Genomic DNA, 19,095 nt, shown 5'->3' on the forward strand with positions numbered 1-19,095 from the left:
AAAATATCATTCAGGGAACGTGTTTTGGGGCGTATCACGGCAAGACTCTCCGGCAGGCCGGCCGGGGGCAGGAAAAGGCTTGTGGCCAGAAGCCGTGCGGTCTGCGTGGCACTGGCGCTGGGCCTTTTTGCCGCTGCGCCCACCGTGCGCGCGGCGGAGCCGGCGCTACCGGTCGTACCGGCGGTGCAGCCGATCCCGGTCAAAGTCATGGTCATCGCCAATTTCGAGCCGGGCGCCGACACCGGCGATGCCCCCGGTGAGTTTCAGCTCTGGGCCGAGCGGGAGCATTTGGACGAGGTGATCCCGGTGCGTGGCGCATTGCACCCGCTGCGCCGCAACGCGGCTGGCCTCTATGGCATGGTCTGGGGCGACGCGCATTCGCTGGTGGTGACGCCAGAGGTGCAGCTGATGGCCCTGCTGCTCGATCCGCGCTTTGATTTCACCCACACGTATTGGCTGTTCACCGGTATTTCCGGCGTCGACCCGCAGGTCGCCTCGGTCGGCAGCGCAGCCTGGGCGCGTTGGGTGGTGAGCGGCGACGCACTGCGCGAATTTGCCGAAAGCGAGGTGCCCAAGGGCTGGCGCTATGGCCTGTTCGCCATCGGCGCCAAGGCGCCCGGGCAATTGCCGCAGGCGGCAGACAGCTTTGCCGGAATGAGCGATACCGGTTCGCTGGGCATGGCTGTGCCGCTCAACCAGGGCTTGGCTGACTGGGCCTTTGCGCTGAGCAAGGACACACCGATCCCGGATACGCCGGCGCTCAAGGCCGCGCGCGCGCAATGGAAAGGCTTTCCCCAGGCGCAGCGTCCGCCGTTCGTGCTGATGGGCGAAACGCTGGGCACGCTGCGCTATTGGCACGGCGCCGGGCGCACGCAGTGGGCGCGCGACTGGGTCAAGCTGTGGACCCACGGCCAAGGCCGCTTTGTGATGACCAACATGGAAAGCCAGTTGATGGCCGGCACCATGCTCGCCGCCAGCCAGGCTGGCCTGGTCGACATGAAGCGCGTGATGGTGCTGCGCAGCGCCAGCAACCCGTCGATGCCGCCGCCGGGCCATTCGCCGCTCGCCAGCGTGGGCGACGAAGGGCCGGGGCAGGTGGCTGCCTACGAGGCGAACTATCGCGTGGGCGCGGTGGTCGTGCACCGTCTGCTTGCCGACTGGGTCCGTTATCGTGACAGCGTGCCAGATGCCGCTCAGCCATGAACGGCACATGGTGACCCACCGACGCGCCATGGTGTCGCTGGCCCTGGCCGGCATGGCATTGGCCCTGGGCAGCGCGGCGCCCGTCGCGGCGCGTTCGCTTGGTGGCGATGCCACGCGCAGCGCGCAGGTTGCGGCGATCATGGCCAAGACCGCACGCGATCCGGGCGAATTGCGGCTGTTCCTGCACCGCATGCCCAAAGGCGGCGATCTGCACAATCACCTGTCGGGCGCGCTCTATGCCGAAGACATGATTGCCTGGGCGGGCGCCAAGGGGCTGTGCCTGTCTGCCGATGGCAGCGAGTTTGCTGCGCCCCCCTGCGCGCCCGATGCCGATATCGCGACGCTGACCCGCACCGAGCCGGCGCGCTATGCCCGGCTGGTGGACAGCCTATCCACGCGCGGCTGGCAGAACGGCGTGGGCGCCCCTACCATCAGCGGGCACGACCAGTTCTTTGCCACGTTCGATCGCTTCACCCCTGCCTTGCTGGGGCAGGAGGCCGAGGCGATGATCGCTGCGCGGCGCCAGGCGGCGGGGGAGGGGCTGCTCTATCTGGAGCTGGATCACAACCCGCCCGGCCTGCTCGAGACCGCCTTGGCCGCGCCATTGCCGCCGCTCGACAGTGCCGGCCTTGCCGCGTTCCACGCCGCCGAGGCGCCGCGCCTGCTGGCGCAAGTGCCCGCCTTGCGCGCGCAGATCGATGCCGAGGAAGCTGCTGCGCGCACTGGCATGCACTGTGCCACGCCGCAGGCCGAGCCTGGCTGCGGCGTGGCGGTGCACTATCTTGCCTGGGCGCTGCGCGACGTGGCGCCGGCCGCCGTGTTTCGCGCGCTGATCCTGGCGTTTGCCCTGGCAGAAGTCGATCCGCGCTTTGTCGGCGTCAATATCGTCCAGCCCGAAGACTGGCCGGTGGCGCGCGCGGATTACGATCTGCACATGGCGATGTTCCGCTTCCTGGCGCAGCGCCATCCGGGCGTCGCCATTTCCATGCACGCCGGCGAACTCGCCTTCGGCCAGGTGCCGCCGGCCGACATGCGCGACCATATCACCAAGGCGGTGGCGGCCGGCGCCCGGCGCATCGGCCACGGCGTGGATATCGCGTTTGAAGACCAGGGCCGCGAGACGCTGGCGCAGATGGCGCGCCAGGGCGTGGCGGTGGAGATCAACCTCACCAGCAACGCCGTGATCCTGGGCGTGAAAGGGCCGGCGCATCCGCTCTCGCTCTATCGCCGCCACGGCGTGCCGGTGGTTCTTGCCACCGATGATCAGGGCGTGCTGCGCACCGACATCACCAACGAGTTCCAGCGCGGCGTGCAAGAGCAGGGCCTGGGCTATGGCGATCTCAAGGCCATTGCGCGCGCTTCGCTGGAATACAGCTTCGTGCGCGGCGCCAGCCTGTGGCGCGATCGCCATGTCGGGCAATGGGCCGCGCCGTGCAGTGGCACGGGGCAGGCTGCCTCGGCCACGCCGTGTCGCGCACTTCTGGCGGCCAGCGAGAAGGCGCGCCTGCAGATGGCGTTGGAACAGCGGCTCGACGCGTTTGAGGACGACGCCATCAAGGCCGCCGCAATGAATAATAAAAAGTCATAAAAACAAGATCATGCCCAGGGAGGGGCGTGAAGGCAGAAAAACAGCAACGGACGGCACGCCCACAGCGGCGTGGCCCGATCATGGGGGTTACGAAGAATGAGCACGTTTCAAGCACGGCTGCACAAGCCCAAGCCCGCGCGCCGCGCGATGGTCGCTCTCGCTCTGCTGGCGGGAACCGCGCTGGCCCGGCCGGCCTTGGCCGACCAGGCCGCACCGGCACCCGAAGCCGGCGATGAAAAGCCCGAAATCGTCGTGTCGGGCTCGCTCGGCGCGCTGCCGCTGAAGGATGTCGGCTCGGTTTTCGGGTTCGACAAGACGCTGGCCGAAACGCCGCGCGCGGCATCGTCGGTAAGCTCGGAACAGCTCGAACGCTTTGGCATCACGCAGATCTATGACCTGGTCAGCCAGGTGCCCGGCACGTTTACCAGCTCGTTCTTCGGCACCGGCGGCGCGCTCGATATTCGCGGCACGCCCGGCGAAGTCTATTTCCGCGGCATGCTGCGCCTGGAAAATCCCGGCAACTATCCCACCCCGATTGCCGCCGCCGATCGCATCGACATCGTGCGCGGCCCGGCCTCGCCGATCTATGGCCCGTCCAAGACCGGCGGCTACATGAACTTCGTGCCCAAGACGGCGCGCGCCGCCAATGGCACCTATGCGCCCGATCCGCATGGCTTCATTGCCTATGACACCGGCAGCTGGGCCCGCAGCGTGCTCAAGGGCAGCATCACTGGACCGGGCCGGATCGGCGATCACCAGTTCGGCTACAGCCTCTATGCCGAATCCGAGGATTCGGGCAGCTATTACCGCAACATCCACCCGCGCAACCTGGTGCTGTCGGCCGCGTTCGACACCGACATCACCAGCAACCTGCGCACCGAATTCGGCGGCATGTATCAAAAGTTCCGCGGCCAGCAGAACGGCGGCTGGAACCGCCTGTCGCAAGACTTGATCGACAATGGCAATTACGTCACCGGTAACGCGGCCAACAACCTCGACACCAATGGCGATGGCCAGATTTCCCGCGCCGAAGCCCGGGCGGCCAACGGCGGCAAGGGCCTGAGCATCTTTGGTTCGTTTGGCTGCGGCGGCGGCATCGGCGCTTCGGGCTGGACCGACGCCTGCCTCAAGGCCAACTATCCCGACCTAGCGCTGGTCAACCCCGGCACCACCAAGCTGAGCAAGCGCGACACGCTGACCGGCCCCAACGACAAGCTCAACAACGATCAGAAGACGTTCTACTTCGACCTGATCTGGACCGGGCCGGGCAAGCTGGAGATCAAGAACCAGGTCTTCTACGACGGCACCAAGAACCTCAACGAGAACTACTACGGCTTCTCGCAAAAGATCGATTCCTACGTTCTGGAAGACAAGGTGGTGATCAGCGACAGCTTCACCACGTCTGCCGGCAAATTTTCGATCCAGGCAGCCCCCTCGCTGCGCTACACCAAGTTCAACTTTGCCGATGACTTTGGCGTCGAACTGTGGAACCGTCCCGATATCACCACGGGCTATACCGCCGCATCCACCCGCCAGCTTTCCACCGACTGCGATTGCAACTATTCCGACTATCTCAAGGGCCACTATCTCGACGTCGGTTTGGCCGGGCTGGTCGATGCCGATTTCGATTTCGGCCTCGACGTGATTGCCGGCCTGCGCTGGGACCATGTCCACGCCACGTCCACCGCGCTGCTTACCAAGTATGATCCGGCCGATTACCCCAGCGTGGCCCAAGCCACCGGCAACAACAGCGGCCTGTCGTGGAACGCCAGCGTTTCCTACAAGACGCCGATCGGCATCATTCCCTATGTCACCGCGTCGCGCCAATCGACGGTGGTGGCCGGTGAAGGCGCCGAAATCCAGCCGACCGCGATTGCTGGGGGCACGTTCCTGTCGGCCTCGCGCCTCTATGAAGCCGGCATCAAGGGTGAGTTCCTCGACAAGCGGCTCTATGCGGCGCTGTCGGTCTACAAGCAGGAGCGCACCGACGTCGTTTCCGACAGCCCGCTGACCAACCAGTCGATCCGCACCAAGGGCGTGGAAGCGGAACTGCGCTGGGCGATCGACAAGCACGCGCTGGTCACCGCGAACTACACCTATATCGACGTGGTGAATATCTCGGCGCTCACCAGCGGCGGCTATTTCAACTACTTCGGCATCGGTGACATGGTGAACGTCAAGGATCCGTCGCTCTATCTCGGCGGCAGCCAGATCGGTTACCTGTTCCCCTCGACCAACGCCCAGGCGCGGCGTCCCGGCATTCCGCACAACGTGGTGTCGGCCACCGGCACCTATGCCTTTGACAACGGCATCGCGATCAACGCCGATGTCAGCCACGTGGACTCGGTCTTCTCCAGCTATAGCCAGACGGTGCGCCTGCCGGCCTATTGGCTGGTCAATGCCGGTGCTTCGTTCACCACGGGCCACTGGATGTTCCGTGCCGTGGTCAAGAACCTCAACAACGCGCGCTATTTCCGGGCCGGTGGCCAGGATCTGTTCGGGGCCGATATCGCCCTGCCGCAGGTGCCGCGCAATTTCCAAGCGACCATTCAGTACAAGTTCTGATCCTCAGTACAGGGCGGCGATATTTTGCCGCCCTGTCAATTGCCTATCGGATATTCATGATGTTGCAGATGAAGGGCCTGCGCCACGCGGCCATCGCCTTGGCGCTCGCTGGCATGGCCACTGGCGCCCGTGCCGCCACCACTCCGGCCGTTCCGCCTGCGGTGGCCAAGGCCTTGCGATGTGCGCCGGGCGCAGCCTGCGCGGCCAAGATTCCAGTCAAAGTGGTGATCGTCACCATGTTCGAAGTGGGGCAGGACACGGGTGACGCGCCGGGCGAATTCCAGTTCTGGCGCGAGCGGCGCAAGCTGGACGTGCGCATTCCGTTCCCGCAGTCGCACCATGATCTCTATTACAATCCCGACAGCCAGATACTGGGCATTGTGACGGGCATGGGCTCGATCCGCTCGGCCACGGCCACGCTGGCACTGGGGCTCGACCAGCGGTTCGACCTGTCACACGCCTATTGGCTGGTCGCCGGCATTGCCGGGGTCGATCCGCACCAGGCGACGATCGGCTCGGCCGTGTGGGCGCATTATCTGGTCGATGGCGATCTGGCGCACGAAATCGATGCCCGCGAAATCCCCGCCGATTGGAAAAGCGGCTATTTCGCGCTGCATTCCAATGGGCCCAATGACACAGTACGCGACAAGCGCCCGCAGCAAGCGGACGAGGGCGAGATGTTTGCACTCAACCCCGCGCTGGCCGATTGGGCCTATGGCCTGACCAAGGACATCGCGCTGCCCGACAGCGCGCAACTGGCCGCCGCGCGCGCGCCGTTCACGGGCATGGCCCCGGCGCAATCTCCGCCGCGCGTGATGACCGGCGACAATCTGGCCGCGATGACCTTCTGGCACGGCGGCATGATGACGCAGTGGGCGCACGATTGGGTCGATTTCTGGACCGGCGGGAAGGGCGTGTTCGTCACCTCTGCCATGGAAGAAACCGGCACGTTCCAATCGATCGACTATCTGGCGCGGATCGGCCGGGCCGATCGCGACCGGGTGATGGTGCTGCGCGGCGCGTCCAACTTCACCATGCCGCCGCCCGGCGTGGCGCCGGCCGACTATCTGCTCAAGGAAAACAACAACTATTCCGGCATGCGCGCCTCGCTCGAAGCGCTCTATACCGTGGGATCGAAAGTGGTGGATACGCTGCTGGCAGATTGGCCACGCTATGCCAAGGCGCCGCCCAAGTGAGCAACGGCGGCCTGCATAGCGGGGCGATCATCCATGCCGATGTGCTGGCAACGATGGACGATGCCGGCACCGAGATTGCCGATGGCGCGCTGATCTGGCGCGACGGCGCCATCGTTGCCTGCGGCCCCACTGCCGAGCTGGCGCCGCAACTCGCCGGAATCGAGGCAATCGACGCGCGCGGCTGCGTCGTCACGCCTGGCCTGGTCAACACGCACCACCACCTCTACCAGTCTCTCACCCGCGCGGTGCCGGGCTGCCAGGACGCCTCGCTGTTCGGCTGGCTCAAGACGCTTTACCCGATCTGGGCGCGCTATACGCCCGATGATGTCTTTGCCGCCACGCGGCTGGGCTTGGCCGAACTCGCGCTGTCGGGCTGTACGCTGTCTTCGGATCACCTCTATCTCTTTCCCAACGGCGTGCGGCTGGAAGACACGATCGCCGCAGCGCAGACCATCGGCATCCGCTTTCACCCCACGCGCGGGGCGATGAGCGTGGGCGAAAGCCTGGGCGGCCTGCCGCCAGACAGCCTGGTCGAGGCCGAACCGGCCATCCTCAATGACATGATCCGCGTGATCGATGCGTTCCATGACGCCGGCGAGGGCGCCATGGTCCGCGTCGGCGTGGCGCCGTGCTCGCCCTTTTCGGTAAGCCGGGAACTGATGCGCGATGCCGCGATCCTGGCGCGCGACAAAGGTGTGATGATGCACACTCACCTGGCCGAAGACGCCGACGACGTGCGCTATAGCCTGGAGAAGTTCGGCTGCCGACCGGGTGACTATGCCGAAAGCCTGGGCTGGACCGGGCCGGATGTGTGGCATGCCCACTGCGTGCAGCTCGATCCCAACGAAATCGCGCTGTTTGCCCGGACCCGCACCGGGGTAGCGCATTGCCCCTGCTCGAACTGCCGCCTGGGATCGGGGATCGCGCCCGTGCGCGCCATGCTCGATGCCGGCGTGCCGCTGGGCCTGGGCGTCGATGGTTCCGCCTCGAGCGATAGCGGGCATCTTTTGGCCGAGGCGCGCCAGGCCATGCTGCTGCAACGCGTGGCTGGCGGGGCCGGGGTGCTTTCCGCGCGCGAGGCCCTGCGCATGGCGACGCGCGGCGGCGCCGAAATTCTCGGCCGCCCCGATTGCGGCCAGTTGCAACCGGGCAAACGCGCCGATCTTGCCATCTGGCCCGTGGCGCAGATCGCCTCGACCGGCAGTTGGGACGCGTTGGCAGCGCTGGTCTTTGCTCCGCCGGCAGGGCCGCGCGATGTCTTTGTCGAAGGGCGCGGTGTGGTGCGCGGGGGTGAACTGGTGATGTCTTCGCAGGCAGAAGTCGTCGCGGGCGCGCAAGCCGCGCTCGCCCGGCTGATGGCATAGGAACGGATGATCGGCATGACGGAGGCAGCCATGGCAACAGCAGCGATACCCGAAAGCGCCGCGCCCCTATCCGGGCCGACCGAAAGCGAGCGGCGTGATCCTGCCTATGTGCCGCCGCTGCCCATGGCCGTGGCACTGGGCGTGCAGCACGTGCTGGCGATGTTCGTTTCCAACATCACCCCGCCGATCATCGTGGCCGGCGCGGCCGGGTTCGGCTTTGGCTCGGCCGATCCTTCTGCGCTGATCTACATGATCCAGGCGGCCATGCTTTTTGCCGGGGTCGCCACGCTGTTGCAGACAGTGGGGCTGGGGCCGATCGGCGCGCGGCTGCCACTGGTGCAGGGCACCAGCTTTGCCTTCATTTCGGTGATGATCCCGATCGTGGCCGGCAAGGGCGTTGAGGGCATGGCCGCGCTGACCACTGCTGCATTCCTGGCCGGTCTGCTCCATGCCGGGCTCAGCCGCCTGGTCGGGCCGATCCGCTTTGCCCTGCCGCCGCTCGTCACCGGGCTGGTCGTGCTGATGATCGGGCTGTCTTTGGTGCGGGTTGGCGTCGAATATGCCGCTGGCGGGGTAACGCTGCGCGGGCTGCCGGCCTATGGTGCGGCGTCAAGCTGGCTGCTGGCCGGGGTGGTCGTGTTCGCCACGCTTGGCCTCAAGTTCTTCGGGCGCGGGGTGTTTTCAACCGCAGCCGTGCTGCTTGGCCTGCTCGCTGGCTATGGCGTGGCGCTGATCATGGGGCGCGTGGATTTCGCCCCCGTGGCGCAGGCGCACTGGCTGATGCTGCCGCGTTTCCTGGCCTTTGGCTGGGAACTGTCGCCCTCTGCCATTGTCGGCTTCTGCCTGATCGGCTTCGTCTCGTCGATCGAATCAATCGGCGATGTCGAGGCGATCTGCGAAAACGGGGCAGGGCGGCGCGCCACCGACACGGAAGTGATGGGCGCTGTTGCGGCCGACGGCGTGGGCACGGCGCTCTCTGCCCTGTTCGGCGCCATGCCCAACACCACGTTCAGCCAGAACGTGGGCCTGATCGCCATGTCGGGCCTGATGAGCCGCTTCGTCGTGACGCTCGGCGCGTTGTTCCTGATCCTCTGCGGCCTGCTACCCAAGATCGGCGCGGTGATCACCACTGTCCCGATCGAAGTGCTGGGCGGCGGGGTGATCGTGATGTTCGGCATGGTCGCGTCCTCCGCGCTCGCCATGCTCTCCAGCGTCGCATGGAACCAGCGCAACATGCTGGTAGCCGGCACCGCGCTCTCGGTCGCGCTCGGGCTCCAGCTTGAGCCTGAGGCGCTGGGCCACCTGCCGGAAACCGCCCGGATACTGCTGTCATCGGGCGTCATGCCGGTGGCCGTGATCGCGCTGGTGCTCAACCTGGTGCTGCCCAAAGAGATTTGACCGCGCGCATTTTTGCAACAGCGCGTCAGAATCATTGCGTTTGATCGCACACCATCGCGCCGCCATCATATTGCCATCGCGTTGAAACGATAAGGTAATGCTGCCCATGGCCACGGCCCCGCTCGCATCTTTCGAACCGGTCCTCCCGCATGGTTGCACCTTTACGCCGCGGGATTGGGCGATCCTATCGCGCCATTGGTATCCCGTTGCCCTGGCGCGCGAGGTAGGCGAGGCACCGATCAAGGCGCGGCTGCTCGATCAGCCTTTGGTGCTCTATCGCGCCCAGGATACGCTGGTCATCGCACCTGACCGTTGCCCCCATCGCGGCGTTCCGCTCAGCATGGGGCGGGGCAACGGACGCGGAGTGGAATGCCCCTATCACGGACTGACCTTTGGCGCCGGCGGGCGCTGCGTGCATATTCCTGCACAACCGCAACGGTCGATCCCAACGCAGTTCCACCTTCACACCTATCCGGCGGTGGAACGCTACGGCCTGATCTGGACCTGCCTTGACCCCGCAGCGACCGCGCAGGATACTGACGCGATCATTGCCATGCCACATTGGGACGAGGCTGGCTTTCAGCAGATTGTCTGCCCGTGGATCGATATTCGCGGCTCGGCCGGACGGCAGATGGAGGGCTTTCTCGACGTCGCGCATTTTGCCTTCATCCACAGCGAAAGCTTTGCCGATCCTGATAATGCCCAGGTGCCCGATTATCGGCCGCGCCGCACGGCGCAGGGTTTCGAGGCGGAATACTGGAGCAACGTGGCCAACTATCCCAAGGGGGTGGACAAGGCGCCGCCTGGCTTTCGCTGGCTGCGCCACTTCCGCTGCCACGTTCCCTTCACGGCCACGCTCGAAGTGCATTTCCCCGGCGATGATCGCCTGGTGATCCTCAATGCGGCATCACCGGTTTCAGCCACGGAAACCCGCCTGTTCGTGCCGATTGCCCGCAATTTCGATACCGATCAGCCGGTGCAGGGCGTCTATGACTTCAACCGCCAGGTGTTCGAGGAAGACCGCGCCATGGTAGAGGCGCAATGGCCCGCACAACTGCCGCTCGATCCCAGCGCCGAAGCGCACCTGACCGCTGACATGAGTTCGATGTTCTATCGCCGCGCGTTGCGCGACCTCGGCCTGCGCGGCGGCTGATCCGACGGGCTGGGTTGGCGGAGGGGGTGGGATTCGAACCCACGGATGCTTGCACATCGGCGGTTTTCAAGACCGCTGCAATCGACCACTCTGCCACCCCTCCGGCGCGCCGCCGATAGCGGTTGTCATGCGATGCGCAAAGAGGTTTTGCACGGTCATCCTCGCAAAATGCGCAAAAGGGGCGATTTTCGGCAGGCTTGGCGCCTCACCTGGGCGCGGGGGTGTTCCATTGTCGGGCAAGGCATGCAAGACAGCCTGCAATGATGGCCCAACCGATCCCTTTCGTTTCAACCGTTAATTCTTCGCGCCCGATGCCGCCCGCCGCTTGGGGCCGCCGGGCCTGGCGCCGCGTGGCGATGGGCGCGGCGCTGGCGCTGGCGGCACTGGCTGGGCCGGCCGTGGCGCAAGATACCGAAGAAGCCGGATTTCAAGGCTATCTGCAACTCCTAGCCGCCAAGGCGCGCGGGGCGGGGGTGCGCGAGCAGACCATTACCAGCGTGCTGCCCGGGCTCACGTTCAACCCGCGCGTGATCGCCTTCGATCGCAGCCAGCCCGGCGGCGCGCAGTCGGGCGGGGGCACGCCCTCGTTTGAGCCGTATCGCAGGCGCCACGTGGATTCCGTGCGCATTGCCAAGGGGCGGCGCATCTATGCCGAATCGATGCAGCAGATCGAGGCCGTCAGCCGCCGCTATGGCGTGCCCGGCCCGGTGATCCTGGCGATCTGGGGGCATGAGAGCAATTTTGGCAGCTATACTGGCGATTTCGATCTGCCGCGTTCGCTGGCCTCGCTCGCCTTTGAAGGACGCCGGCGTGATCTGTTCGCTGACGAGTTCGTCGCCGTACTCAAGATGATCGATCGCGGCGTTCCCCGGCAAAAGCTGGTCGGCAGCTGGGCCGGCGCCTTTGGCAATCCGCAGTTCCTGCCCAGTGTCTATCTGCGCGTGGCCCAGGATGCCGATGGCGATGGCCTGCCTGATATCTGGGCGAGCCGGGCCGATACCATCGCCTCGATCGCCAACTATTTCCGCGATGCCGGCTGGCGCCCGGGCGAACCCTGGGGCTTTGCCGTGACGGCGCCGGCCGGGCTCGATCGCAGCCGCCTGGGCACCGCGCTGGCCAGCCCGCGCTGCCCGCTGGTGTTCGCCCGGCACAGCCGCTGGCGCACCCTGCGTGAATGGCGCGCCATGGGCATCATGCCCCAGGCCGGCGTCTGGCCTGCGGGCGACGATACGCTCGCCACATTTTTCGAGCCGGACGGACCAGGCCGCACCGCCTATTTGCTAACCGGAAATTATCGGGTCATCCTCGATTACAACTGCTCGAACTTTTACGCCCTGTCCGTGGGATTGCTCGCCGATGAAATCAGCCGCTGATCGCCTTCGCCTGACCGCCGCCGCCCTGGCCATTCCCCTGATGCTGGGCTGCGGCACAGCGCAGATGGCCCTGGCCCAGGCGGTCAGCGGCCCGGCGGCCGATTATCCCATGGTGCTGGGCGCGCCGTTCGCGGTTGGCGGGGTGACCTATACCCCCGCCGATACGATGAACTATGATGCGGTTGGCTATGCCGTGCCCGATGCCGAAGGCGGCGGCGGGATCAGCGGCGCGCATCGCACGCTGCCATTGCCGAGCTATGTCGAAGTGACCTCGCTCGATACCGGGCGCACGATCCTGGTGCGGCTGGAACGACGCGGGCCGATGGAAGGCGATGGGCTGGTGGCACTTTCGCCCGGCGCCATCGCGCAACTCGGGCTGAGCGGAGCGCATTCGCCGGTGCGCGTGCGCCGCGTCAACCCGCCAGAGGCCGAGCGCGCGCTGCTGCGCGCCGGCCAACAGGCGCCGGCCCGTATGGATACGCCGCCCGGCTTGCTCACCGCGCTCAAGCGCAAGCTCGGCATTCTCCCGCCCGCTGAGCCCAAGCCCGAACTGCTCGCCGCCGCCCTCGCTGGCAAGCAGCCGCCAGCGCCCGTGCCGACACCAACGCCGCCAGCCCCGGCGCCCAAGCCGGTCGTGCGCAACACCACGCCCATGCCCGCGCTGCGCCCGCCAGCGCCGTCAGCCCCCTCGGCGGCGCCAAAGGCCGTTGCCGCAAAGGCGCCGGTGCCCAAGCCCGTCACGCCCCGGCCCGAACCCAAGGCGCCGGCAAAGGCAGAGCCAAAGCCGGCGCCCAAGGCCGAGCATCAGGCCACCGCATCAGCCCATTCGACGGCCTATGTCGTCCAGGTGGGCGCTTTCTCCACGCGCGCCAACGCCGAGAAAGCCGCGCGCGAAGTGGGGGGCACGGTGGCATCGGCCGGCAAATTCTTCCGCGTGCGCATTGCCGCTGGCTCACAAGACGATGCCAAGGCGGCTCTGGGCAAGGCGAAGCGGGCGGGCTATGCCGATGCCCAGATCCAGCGCGCGCCATAAGGCAGGCGGGCTGGTCCCATCGTGAATTCGGGGTTTTGCTTGCGCCGTCTGCTTTCCGTTGCCGTTGCCCTGGCCGCTGTGGCCACCGTTGCCGTGCCTGCCCAGGGCATGAAGTCTCCGCACGTGCAGGTGTCGGCCGATCCGGCGCATCCGCCCGAAGTGGTGGCGCCGATCGCCCTGCTGATTGACGTCAATTCCGGGCGGGTGCTGTTCGAGAGGCAATCACACCGCCGCTTCGTGCCGGCTTCGCTTACTAAGATCATGACCAGCTATGTCGCGTTCGAACTGGCCGCGCAGGGCAAGCTCAAGCTCGATGCGAGCTTTGCCATGCGGCCTGAAACCTTCCGCCAGTGGCATGGCGTCGGCAGCACGATGTTCCTGGAAAACAACAGCCAGACCCGCGTGGCCGATCTGCTGGAAGGCATCGTCACCGTCTCGGCCAACGATGCCTGCGTCGTGCTGGCAGAGGGCGTTTCGGGCAACGTGCCCGGCTTTACCGCGCTGATGAACGCGCAGGCCCGCACGCTGGGCATGCGTGACACCCACTACAACACGCCCAATGGCTGGATGGACGAGGGCCGCACCTATGTTTCGGCGGCAGACCTTGCTACGCTGAGTACGGCACTGATCACCCGACACCCGGATCTCTATCGCCGGTTCTATGGCCACGAAACGATGATCTGGAACGGGATCGAGCAGCGCAACCACAACCCGCTCTATGGCGTGGTGAACGGCGCTGATGGCGTGAAGACCGGCTTTACCAACGAGGCCGGCTATGGTCTGGTGGGATCGGCGCAGCGCAACGGCCGCCGCCTGATGATGGTGGTGGGCGGTTATGACCGGCCGCAGGACCGTGCCCGCGACGGCGCGGCGCTGATCGAATGGGGCTTTGCCGCGTTCGACGAAAAGCCGCTGTTTGCCGCCGGAGACCATGTCGGCAGTGCGCGGGTGCAGGGCGGCACGATTTCTAGCGTTGGCCTGGTGGCGCCGCGTTCGCTGGCGATGCTCGTCGGCCACGGCCAGACGGTGCGGCCCACGCTGTCGATCCGTTACAAGGGGCCGCTGCGCGCGCCGATCGCCAAGGGCCAGGAAGTGGCCACGCTGGTGGTGCATGCGCCAGGCCAGCCCGACGCACGCCTTCCATTGGCGGCGGCCGAGGCGGTGCCCAAGGGCGGCCTGTTCGATCGCCTGCGCAACGGCTTTGCCGCGATGGCCGGGCAATGAGTGGCACTGGTCCCACCGGCCGTTTCGTGGTGTTCGAGGGCGGCGAGGGCGCCGGCAAGTCGACCCAGGCGCGCCTTCTGGTCCAGGCCCTGGCCGCGCGTGGGATCGGCGCGGTGCTCACCCGCGAACCGGGCGGAACCCCCGGCGCCGAGGCGATCCGCAACCTGCTGTTGAGCACGCACGGCGAAGGCTGGGGCGCGCGGGCCGAAGCGCTGCTGTTTGCGGCCGCGCGCGCGGACCATGTCGAGCGGTTGATCCGCCCGGCGCTGGCGCGCGGCGACTGGGTGATCTGCGACCGCTTCATCGATAGCAGCCGCGCCTATCAGGGCGGCGGCAACGGGCTGTCCGATGCCGATGTCATGGCACTGCACGCCATTGGCAGCGAAGGGCTGCTGCCAGATTGCACTATCCTGTTGGAACTACCCGCCGAAGAGGCCGCCGCCCGCTGCGCACTGCGTGACCAGGGCCAGGCAGACCGGATCGGCGGGCGCGATGCCGCCTATCATGCGCGCGTTGCCGCCGCATTCGATGGCTTCGCCGCTGCCGAGCCAGGGCGCTTTGCCCGCGTTTCCGCGCTAGGCACCCCCGAAGCAGTCGGCGCGCGCATTCTTGACGCGCTGGCGCCATGGATGCCGCCAGCATGCTGATCGGCCACGAACACCCCTGGGAAACCTGGAACGCAGCCATGGCCGGGCAGCGCATGCACCACGGCTGGCTGCTGGCTGGTCGTGAAGGGCTGGGCAAGGCCAGCTTTGCGCTCGAAGCTGCAGCCAAGCTGGTGGCCGAGCCGGGCGTGCCGCAGCCACCGGCGTTGCATCACCCCGATATCCTGGTGCTCGAGCCGCTCCCCGCCAACGATGATGAAGCGAAGAAGCGTGACGACGGGCGTCCCTATGCCCGCAAGCGCAATATCAACGTCGATCAAATCCGTACGATGCTCCATCGCCTGCACACCCGGCCGACACTGGGCGCGCGCCGCGCGGTGATCGTGGACGCGGCCGATCATCTGGAAAAAGGCGCGGTCAACGCGCTGCTCAAGGGGCTGGAAGAGCCGCCTCAGGGCACGTTCTTTCTGCTCGTGGTGCATCAGCTTGGCCGTCTGCTGCCCACGGTCCGTTCGCGCTGCCAGGTGCTGCGCTTTCGCCCACTCGATCTCAAGGAAATGAACGAAGCCGTTTCATTATCCGCGCCCGAACTCGATGGCGAAACGCGCGCTGCCGCCATTGCCGTGGCGCATGGCTCGCCCGGGGCTGCGCTGACCTTTGCAACGCAAGATCTTGGGCGCCCCCTGGCGCTGTTGCGCGAGATACTGCGCACCGGAGATCCCGACCTTGGCCTGCGCGGCGAACTGGGCAGCGCCTTGGGCGCACGGCCCGATCGCGAGCGATTGTTGGCGACGATCGAGGCGGCGCGCACCGTTCTGGCCGAAGAAGTGACGCAGGCCGGCGCCGACAACCGTCTGGCAATCATCGCGGCGCACCAGCATCTGGTCGACCTGGCACGCGAGGTGCCAACGCACAACTTTGATCCGGCATTGCTGGTTATGGAAATCGGCGGGTTGCTGGCGCGCGCTGCGCGCACTAGAGCGGGGGCAACATCCCGCTGAAGGAAGCGACTGTCGCCATGGGCGAACCCTATTACATCACCACCGCCATTTCCTATCCCAACGGCAAGCCGCATATCGGCCACGCCTATGAAGCGATCGCCGCCGATGTGATCGCGCGGTTCCACAAGGCGATGGGCCGCGACGTGCGCCTGCAGACCGGCACGGACGAGCACGGCCTGAAAATGGCGCAGAAGGCGCGCGACCTGGATCTGACGCCGGCGCAGCTGAGCGATCAGATGTCGCAGCATTTCATTGATATGTGCGCCGCATTGAACGTCAATTATGACGTATTCCTGCGCACCACCGAGCCACGCCACCACACCGCTAGCCAGGAAATCTGGAAGCGCATGGAAGCCAACGGCGATCTCTATCTCGATCGCTACGAAGGTTGGTACTCGGTGCGCGACGAGGCCTATTACGACGAAAGCGAACTGGTCGAAGGGGAAGGGGGCAGCAAGCTCTCGCCCCAGGGCACCCCGGTGGAATGGACCGTGGAGGAAAGCTGGTTCTTCCGCCTGTCGAAGTATCAGGACAAGCTGCTCGCGCTCTATACCGACAATCCCGATTTCATCCGGCCCGAGGCGCGCCGCAACGAGATGATCGCGTTTGTCTCGCAGGGACTGCGCGACCTTTCGGTCTCGCGCACCAGCTTTGACTGGGGGGTCAAGGTTCCGGGCAGCGACAACCACGTGATGTACGTGTGGGTCGATGCGCTGACCAACTATCTTACCGGCCTCGGCTGGCCGGAAGAAACCGACGCCTTTGCAAAGTATTGGCCGGCAAACCTGCACCTCATCGGCAAGGATATCGTGCGGTTCCACACGATCTACTGGCCCGCGTTCCTGATGAGCGCCAACCTGCCGGTGCCGCACCAGGTGTTCGGCCATGGCTTCCTGCTCAACCGGGGGCAGAAGGAATCCAAGTCACTCGGCAACGTGACCGACCCGATCGCGCTGGCCGAACGCTTTGGCGTCGACGCTGTGCGCTATTTCTTCATGCGCGAGGTGGCGTTCGGCCAGGACGGCTCGTGGTCGGCCGAAGCGATCGTGACGCGCTGCAATGCCGAGCTGGCCAACAGCTATGGCAACCTGGTGCAGCGGGTTCTTTCCATGATCTTCAAGAACATGGACGGCAAGCTCGACACGTTTTCGAGCACGGAGGCCGACGATGTCCTGCTCGCCACGGTCCACGCTGCCGCTGCCGAAGATCTGCCGCGCGAATTTGCCGCGCTCAACTTCTCGGCCGGGATCGATGCGTGGATGCGCGCGGTCTTTGCCTGCAACGCCTATATCGACGAGCAGGCACCGTGGACGCTGCGCAAGACCGACCCGGAACGAATGCGCGCCGTGCTGCTTACCCTGTTCATGGCCATTCGCGACCTGACCATTGCCATCGCCCCGATCGTGCCGACGGCTGCGGGCAAAGTGCTTGACCAGCTGGGCATTCCGGCCGGCGAGCGCGGCTATGGCGCCTTGCACCATGCCAGCTGGTACATGGAGCGCGTGGCCACCGGTGAAGCGCTGGCACAGCCGGTCGGCGCGTTCCCGCGGCTCGAGCTGCCGGCCGAGGAAAGCGCGAGCGCCTGATGCTGATCGATTCCCATTGCCACCTCATTTACGAAGGCCTGGTTGATCGCCAGGCCGAGGCACTGGCGGCAGCCCGCGCGCGCGGTGTGCGCGGCTTCCTCAACATCTCGACACGACAGCGGGAGTGGGAAGAAGTCGTGGCCGTGGCCCATCGCGAGCCGGACGTGTGGGCAAGCGTGGGCATCCACCCGCACGAGGCGGATAGCCACGCTGATCTGGGCGCTGCGGTGCTGGCAGCGGCCACGGCAGACCCGCGCGTGATCGGCATCGGTGAAACCGGGCTTGATTACTTTTACGATCACTCCGACCGCCAGGTGCAGCAGGACTTGTTCCGCATGCACATTGGGGTGGCGCGAGACACCGGCTTGCCGCTGATCATCCATACCCGCGATGCCGAAGACGATACGCTGCGCATCCTGACCGAAGAAATGGGGAAGGGCGCCTTCCCGGCGTTGATCCATTGCTTCACCGCCAGCGCCGGCTTTGGCCGCGCGGTGCTCGACCTGGGCTTGACGATCTCGATTTCCGGCATCGTCACGTTCAAGAACGCCAAGGACTTGCAAGGCTTTGTTGCCGACATTCCCGATGATCGCCTGCTGGTGGAGACCGATGCCCCGTTCCTGGCGCCGATCCCCCATCGGGGAAAGAAGTGCGAACCGGCCTTCGTGGCCGATACGGCCGCGTTCGTCGCCGCGCTGCGTGGCGTCACGATCGAACAACTTGGCGCGATGACCACCGACAACTTCTTCCGCCTGTTCAGCAAGGCCGAAAGGCCAGCGGCATGAAGCTGGTCATGCTGGGATCGGGCACCTCCACCGGGGTGCCGCGCATCGGCAACGACTGGGGGGAATGCGATCCGGCCGAGCCGCGCAACCGCCGCACCCGCGTGGCGATCGTGGTGGAAGGCGCCGATGGCGCACGCATCCTGGTCGATACGCCCACCGATCTGCGCCACCAGTTGCTCGCCACCGAAATCGACCGGATCGATGGGGTGGTGTGGACGCACGACCATGCCGATCACACGCACGGCATCGATGATCTGCGCCCGCTGCGCATGGGCCGCGGCGCACCGATCCCGGGCTATGCCGCCGATGAGACCGTGCGCCGGCTGCGCCAGCGCTTTGGCTATGTCTTTGCCGGGCAGCACGGCTATCACACGATCTGCAACCTCGATAATCTCGATCGCGTGCGCATGGTCGCCGGCATTGCCATCAGCCATTGCCAGATGGCCCATGGCCCGGCGCAATCAACCGCGTTCCGGTTCGACCAGAATGGCAAGTCCATTGGCTATGCGACGGATTTTTCTGAAATAAATGATGAGATGATCAACCTGTTCTATCGGGTTGACGTGCTGGTAGTCGATGCCTTGCGGCGGCAGCCGCATCCCACGCATGCCCATCTGGCGATGGCGCTGGAACTGGTCGACACCTGCCGGGCAGGCCAGGCGGTTCTGACGCATCTCGACAAGTCGATGGATTATCGCACCCTGTGCGGCGAAACGCCCGACAACGTCCAGCCAGGCTATGATGGCCTGGAAATCAGCCTTTGAGCGCACTGAAAGGATAGCGCCATGATCACGCCCGATCGCATCGTTGCCTTGATCGGCCTGATCATGGCGCTGGTGCTGGTATCCCGCAACGGCGCGCTGCGCCGCGTGCAATGGCCGGCACGGCTCCAGATGGCGCTGATCTGGGGCGTTATCATCGTACTGACGGCCTTGGTATATACCTGGCTCAAAGCCCGCTGATCCGGGCTTCAAGCCAAGTGCATTTTACATAATATATCTTATCCATACAGCGGATCGCG

16 protein-coding genes and 1 tRNA gene are annotated in these 19,095 nt (G+C 65.9%); 16 read left to right on the forward strand and 1 reads right to left on the reverse strand.

The features are described from left to right. Positions 1-81: 81 nt before the first annotated feature. From C8K14_RS07180 to C8K14_RS07210, 7 genes are all read left to right on the forward strand, one after another. Positions 82-1,203 (forward strand): purine nucleoside permease, encoded by a 1,122-nt coding sequence (locus C8K14_RS07180; RefSeq protein WP_233250946.1) that lies wholly within the window; start codon positions 82-84, stop codon positions 1,201-1,203. Beyond that, the gene (locus C8K14_RS07185; RefSeq protein ID WP_233250947.1) at positions 1,187-2,791 is read left to right on the forward strand and encodes an adenosine deaminase; all 1,605 of its coding nucleotides are present in this window, start codon (positions 1,187-1,189) and stop codon (positions 2,789-2,791) included. The genes C8K14_RS07180 and C8K14_RS07185 overlap by 17 nt, the downstream gene beginning before the upstream one ends. A gap of 96 nt (positions 2,792-2,887) precedes the next feature. Then, positions 2,888-5,356: a TonB-dependent siderophore receptor gene (locus tag C8K14_RS07190; RefSeq protein WP_107716181.1), complete on the forward strand. Its 2,469-nt coding sequence runs from the start codon at positions 2,888-2,890 to the stop codon at positions 5,354-5,356. A 56-nt stretch (positions 5,357-5,412) separates the two neighbouring features. Next, positions 5,413-6,552 carry a purine nucleoside permease gene (locus C8K14_RS07195; protein WP_233250948.1) on the forward strand — a complete coding sequence of 380 codons (1,140 nt, stop codon included), beginning with the start codon at positions 5,413-5,415 and terminating at the stop codon, positions 6,550-6,552. Continuing rightward, positions 6,549-7,916, forward strand: a complete 1,368-nt coding sequence (locus C8K14_RS07200) for an 8-oxoguanine deaminase (RefSeq protein ID WP_233250949.1) — start codon at positions 6,549-6,551, stop codon at positions 7,914-7,916. The genes C8K14_RS07195 and C8K14_RS07200 overlap by 4 nt, the downstream gene beginning before the upstream one ends. A gap of 15 nt (positions 7,917-7,931) precedes the next feature. Next, positions 7,932-9,314 (forward strand): uracil-xanthine permease family protein, encoded by a 1,383-nt coding sequence (locus tag C8K14_RS07205; RefSeq protein WP_233250950.1) that lies wholly within the window; start codon positions 7,932-7,934, stop codon positions 9,312-9,314. Between the two features lie 106 nt (positions 9,315-9,420). Continuing rightward, the gene (locus C8K14_RS07210; RefSeq protein ID WP_107716285.1) at positions 9,421-10,467 is read left to right on the forward strand and encodes an aromatic ring-hydroxylating dioxygenase subunit alpha; all 1,047 of its coding nucleotides are present in this window, start codon (positions 9,421-9,423) and stop codon (positions 10,465-10,467) included. A 15-nt stretch (positions 10,468-10,482) separates the two neighbouring features. On the opposite strand, the gene C8K14_RS07215 is transcribed toward C8K14_RS07210, so the two are convergent. Continuing rightward, positions 10,483-10,570 (reverse strand) — tRNA-Ser (locus tag C8K14_RS07215). 208 nt (positions 10,571-10,778) lie between these two features. On the opposite strand from C8K14_RS07215, the gene C8K14_RS07220 reads away from it, so the two are divergent. The 9 genes from C8K14_RS07220 (at position 10,779) to C8K14_RS22595 (ending at position 19,036) form a co-directional block, all read left to right on the forward strand. After that, positions 10,779-11,840 (forward strand): lytic transglycosylase domain-containing protein, encoded by a 1,062-nt coding sequence (locus C8K14_RS07220; protein WP_233250951.1) that lies wholly within the window; start codon positions 10,779-10,781, stop codon positions 11,838-11,840. Beyond that, positions 11,824-12,873: an SPOR domain-containing protein gene (locus C8K14_RS07225; protein WP_233250952.1), complete on the forward strand. Its 1,050-nt coding sequence runs from the start codon at positions 11,824-11,826 to the stop codon at positions 12,871-12,873. The genes C8K14_RS07220 and C8K14_RS07225 overlap by 17 nt, the downstream gene beginning before the upstream one ends. Before the next feature lie 108 nt (positions 12,874-12,981). Then, positions 12,982-14,097: a D-alanyl-D-alanine carboxypeptidase family protein gene (locus C8K14_RS07230; RefSeq protein WP_107716288.1), complete on the forward strand. Its 1,116-nt coding sequence runs from the start codon at positions 12,982-12,984 to the stop codon at positions 14,095-14,097. Then, positions 14,094-14,744, forward strand: coding sequence for a dTMP kinase (gene tmk / locus C8K14_RS07235; RefSeq protein ID WP_107716182.1), 651 nt, complete (start codon positions 14,094-14,096; stop codon positions 14,742-14,744). Before C8K14_RS07230 ends, tmk begins: the two co-directional genes overlap by 4 nt. Next, complete coding sequence (locus C8K14_RS07240) at positions 14,723-15,703, forward strand: DNA polymerase III subunit delta' (protein ID WP_054131136.1); 981 nt, start codon at positions 14,723-14,725, stop codon at positions 15,701-15,703. Before tmk ends, C8K14_RS07240 begins: the two co-directional genes overlap by 22 nt. A gap of 17 nt (positions 15,704-15,720) precedes the next feature. Then, positions 15,721-17,289: a methionine--tRNA ligase gene (metG, locus tag C8K14_RS07245; RefSeq protein ID WP_107716183.1), complete on the forward strand. Its 1,569-nt coding sequence runs from the start codon at positions 15,721-15,723 to the stop codon at positions 17,287-17,289. Then, entirely contained in the window at positions 17,289-18,074 is a 786-nt protein-coding gene (locus tag C8K14_RS07250) for a TatD family hydrolase (RefSeq protein WP_107716184.1), read from the forward strand. The genes metG and C8K14_RS07250 overlap by 1 nt, the downstream gene beginning before the upstream one ends. After that, the gene (locus C8K14_RS07255) at positions 18,071-18,838 is read left to right on the forward strand and encodes an MBL fold metallo-hydrolase (protein ID WP_022678465.1); all 768 of its coding nucleotides are present in this window, start codon (positions 18,071-18,073) and stop codon (positions 18,836-18,838) included. The genes C8K14_RS07250 and C8K14_RS07255 overlap by 4 nt, the downstream gene beginning before the upstream one ends. A gap of 21 nt (positions 18,839-18,859) precedes the next feature. After that, entirely contained in the window at positions 18,860-19,036 is a 177-nt protein-coding gene (locus C8K14_RS22595; RefSeq protein WP_022678466.1) for a hypothetical protein, read from the forward strand. Positions 19,037-19,095: the final 59 nt, after the last annotated feature.

It is taken from the genome of Novosphingobium sp. GV079, from assembly GCF_003058045.1.
Lineage (GTDB): Bacteria > Pseudomonadota > Alphaproteobacteria > Sphingomonadales > Sphingomonadaceae > Novosphingobium > Novosphingobium capsulatum.

What these genes read in the sequence shown, in the direction of transcription:
- C8K14_RS07250 (WP_107716184.1), top strand. Translation starts at nt 17,289, where the DNA reads ATGCTGATCGATTCCCATTGCCACCTCATTTACGAAGGCCTGGTTGAT.
- C8K14_RS07225 (WP_233250952.1), top strand. Translation starts at nt 11,824, where the DNA reads ATGAAATCAGCCGCTGATCGCCTTCGCCTGACCGCCGCCGCCCTGGCC.
- C8K14_RS07190 (WP_107716181.1), top strand. Translation starts at nt 2,888, where the DNA reads ATGAGCACGTTTCAAGCACGGCTGCACAAGCCCAAGCCCGCGCGCCGC.
- C8K14_RS07205 (WP_233250950.1), top strand. Translation starts at nt 7,932, where the DNA reads ATGACGGAGGCAGCCATGGCAACAGCAGCGATACCCGAAAGCGCCGCG.
- tmk (WP_107716182.1), top strand. Translation starts at nt 14,094, where the DNA reads ATGAGTGGCACTGGTCCCACCGGCCGTTTCGTGGTGTTCGAGGGCGGC.
- C8K14_RS07240 (WP_054131136.1), top strand. Translation starts at nt 14,723, where the DNA reads ATGGATGCCGCCAGCATGCTGATCGGCCACGAACACCCCTGGGAAACC.
- C8K14_RS07230 (WP_107716288.1), top strand. Translation starts at nt 12,982, where the DNA reads ATGAAGTCTCCGCACGTGCAGGTGTCGGCCGATCCGGCGCATCCGCCC.
- C8K14_RS07220 (WP_233250951.1), top strand. Translation starts at nt 10,779, where the DNA reads ATGCCGCCCGCCGCTTGGGGCCGCCGGGCCTGGCGCCGCGTGGCGATG.
- C8K14_RS22595 (WP_022678466.1), top strand. Translation starts at nt 18,860, where the DNA reads ATGATCACGCCCGATCGCATCGTTGCCTTGATCGGCCTGATCATGGCG.
- C8K14_RS07195 (WP_233250948.1), top strand. Translation starts at nt 5,413, where the DNA reads ATGATGTTGCAGATGAAGGGCCTGCGCCACGCGGCCATCGCCTTGGCG.
- metG (WP_107716183.1), top strand. Translation starts at nt 15,721, where the DNA reads ATGGGCGAACCCTATTACATCACCACCGCCATTTCCTATCCCAACGGC.
- C8K14_RS07255 (WP_022678465.1), top strand. Translation starts at nt 18,071, where the DNA reads ATGAAGCTGGTCATGCTGGGATCGGGCACCTCCACCGGGGTGCCGCGC.
- C8K14_RS07210 (WP_107716285.1), top strand. Translation starts at nt 9,421, where the DNA reads ATGGCCACGGCCCCGCTCGCATCTTTCGAACCGGTCCTCCCGCATGGT.
- C8K14_RS07185 (WP_233250947.1), top strand. Translation starts at nt 1,187, where the DNA reads ATGCCGCTCAGCCATGAACGGCACATGGTGACCCACCGACGCGCCATG.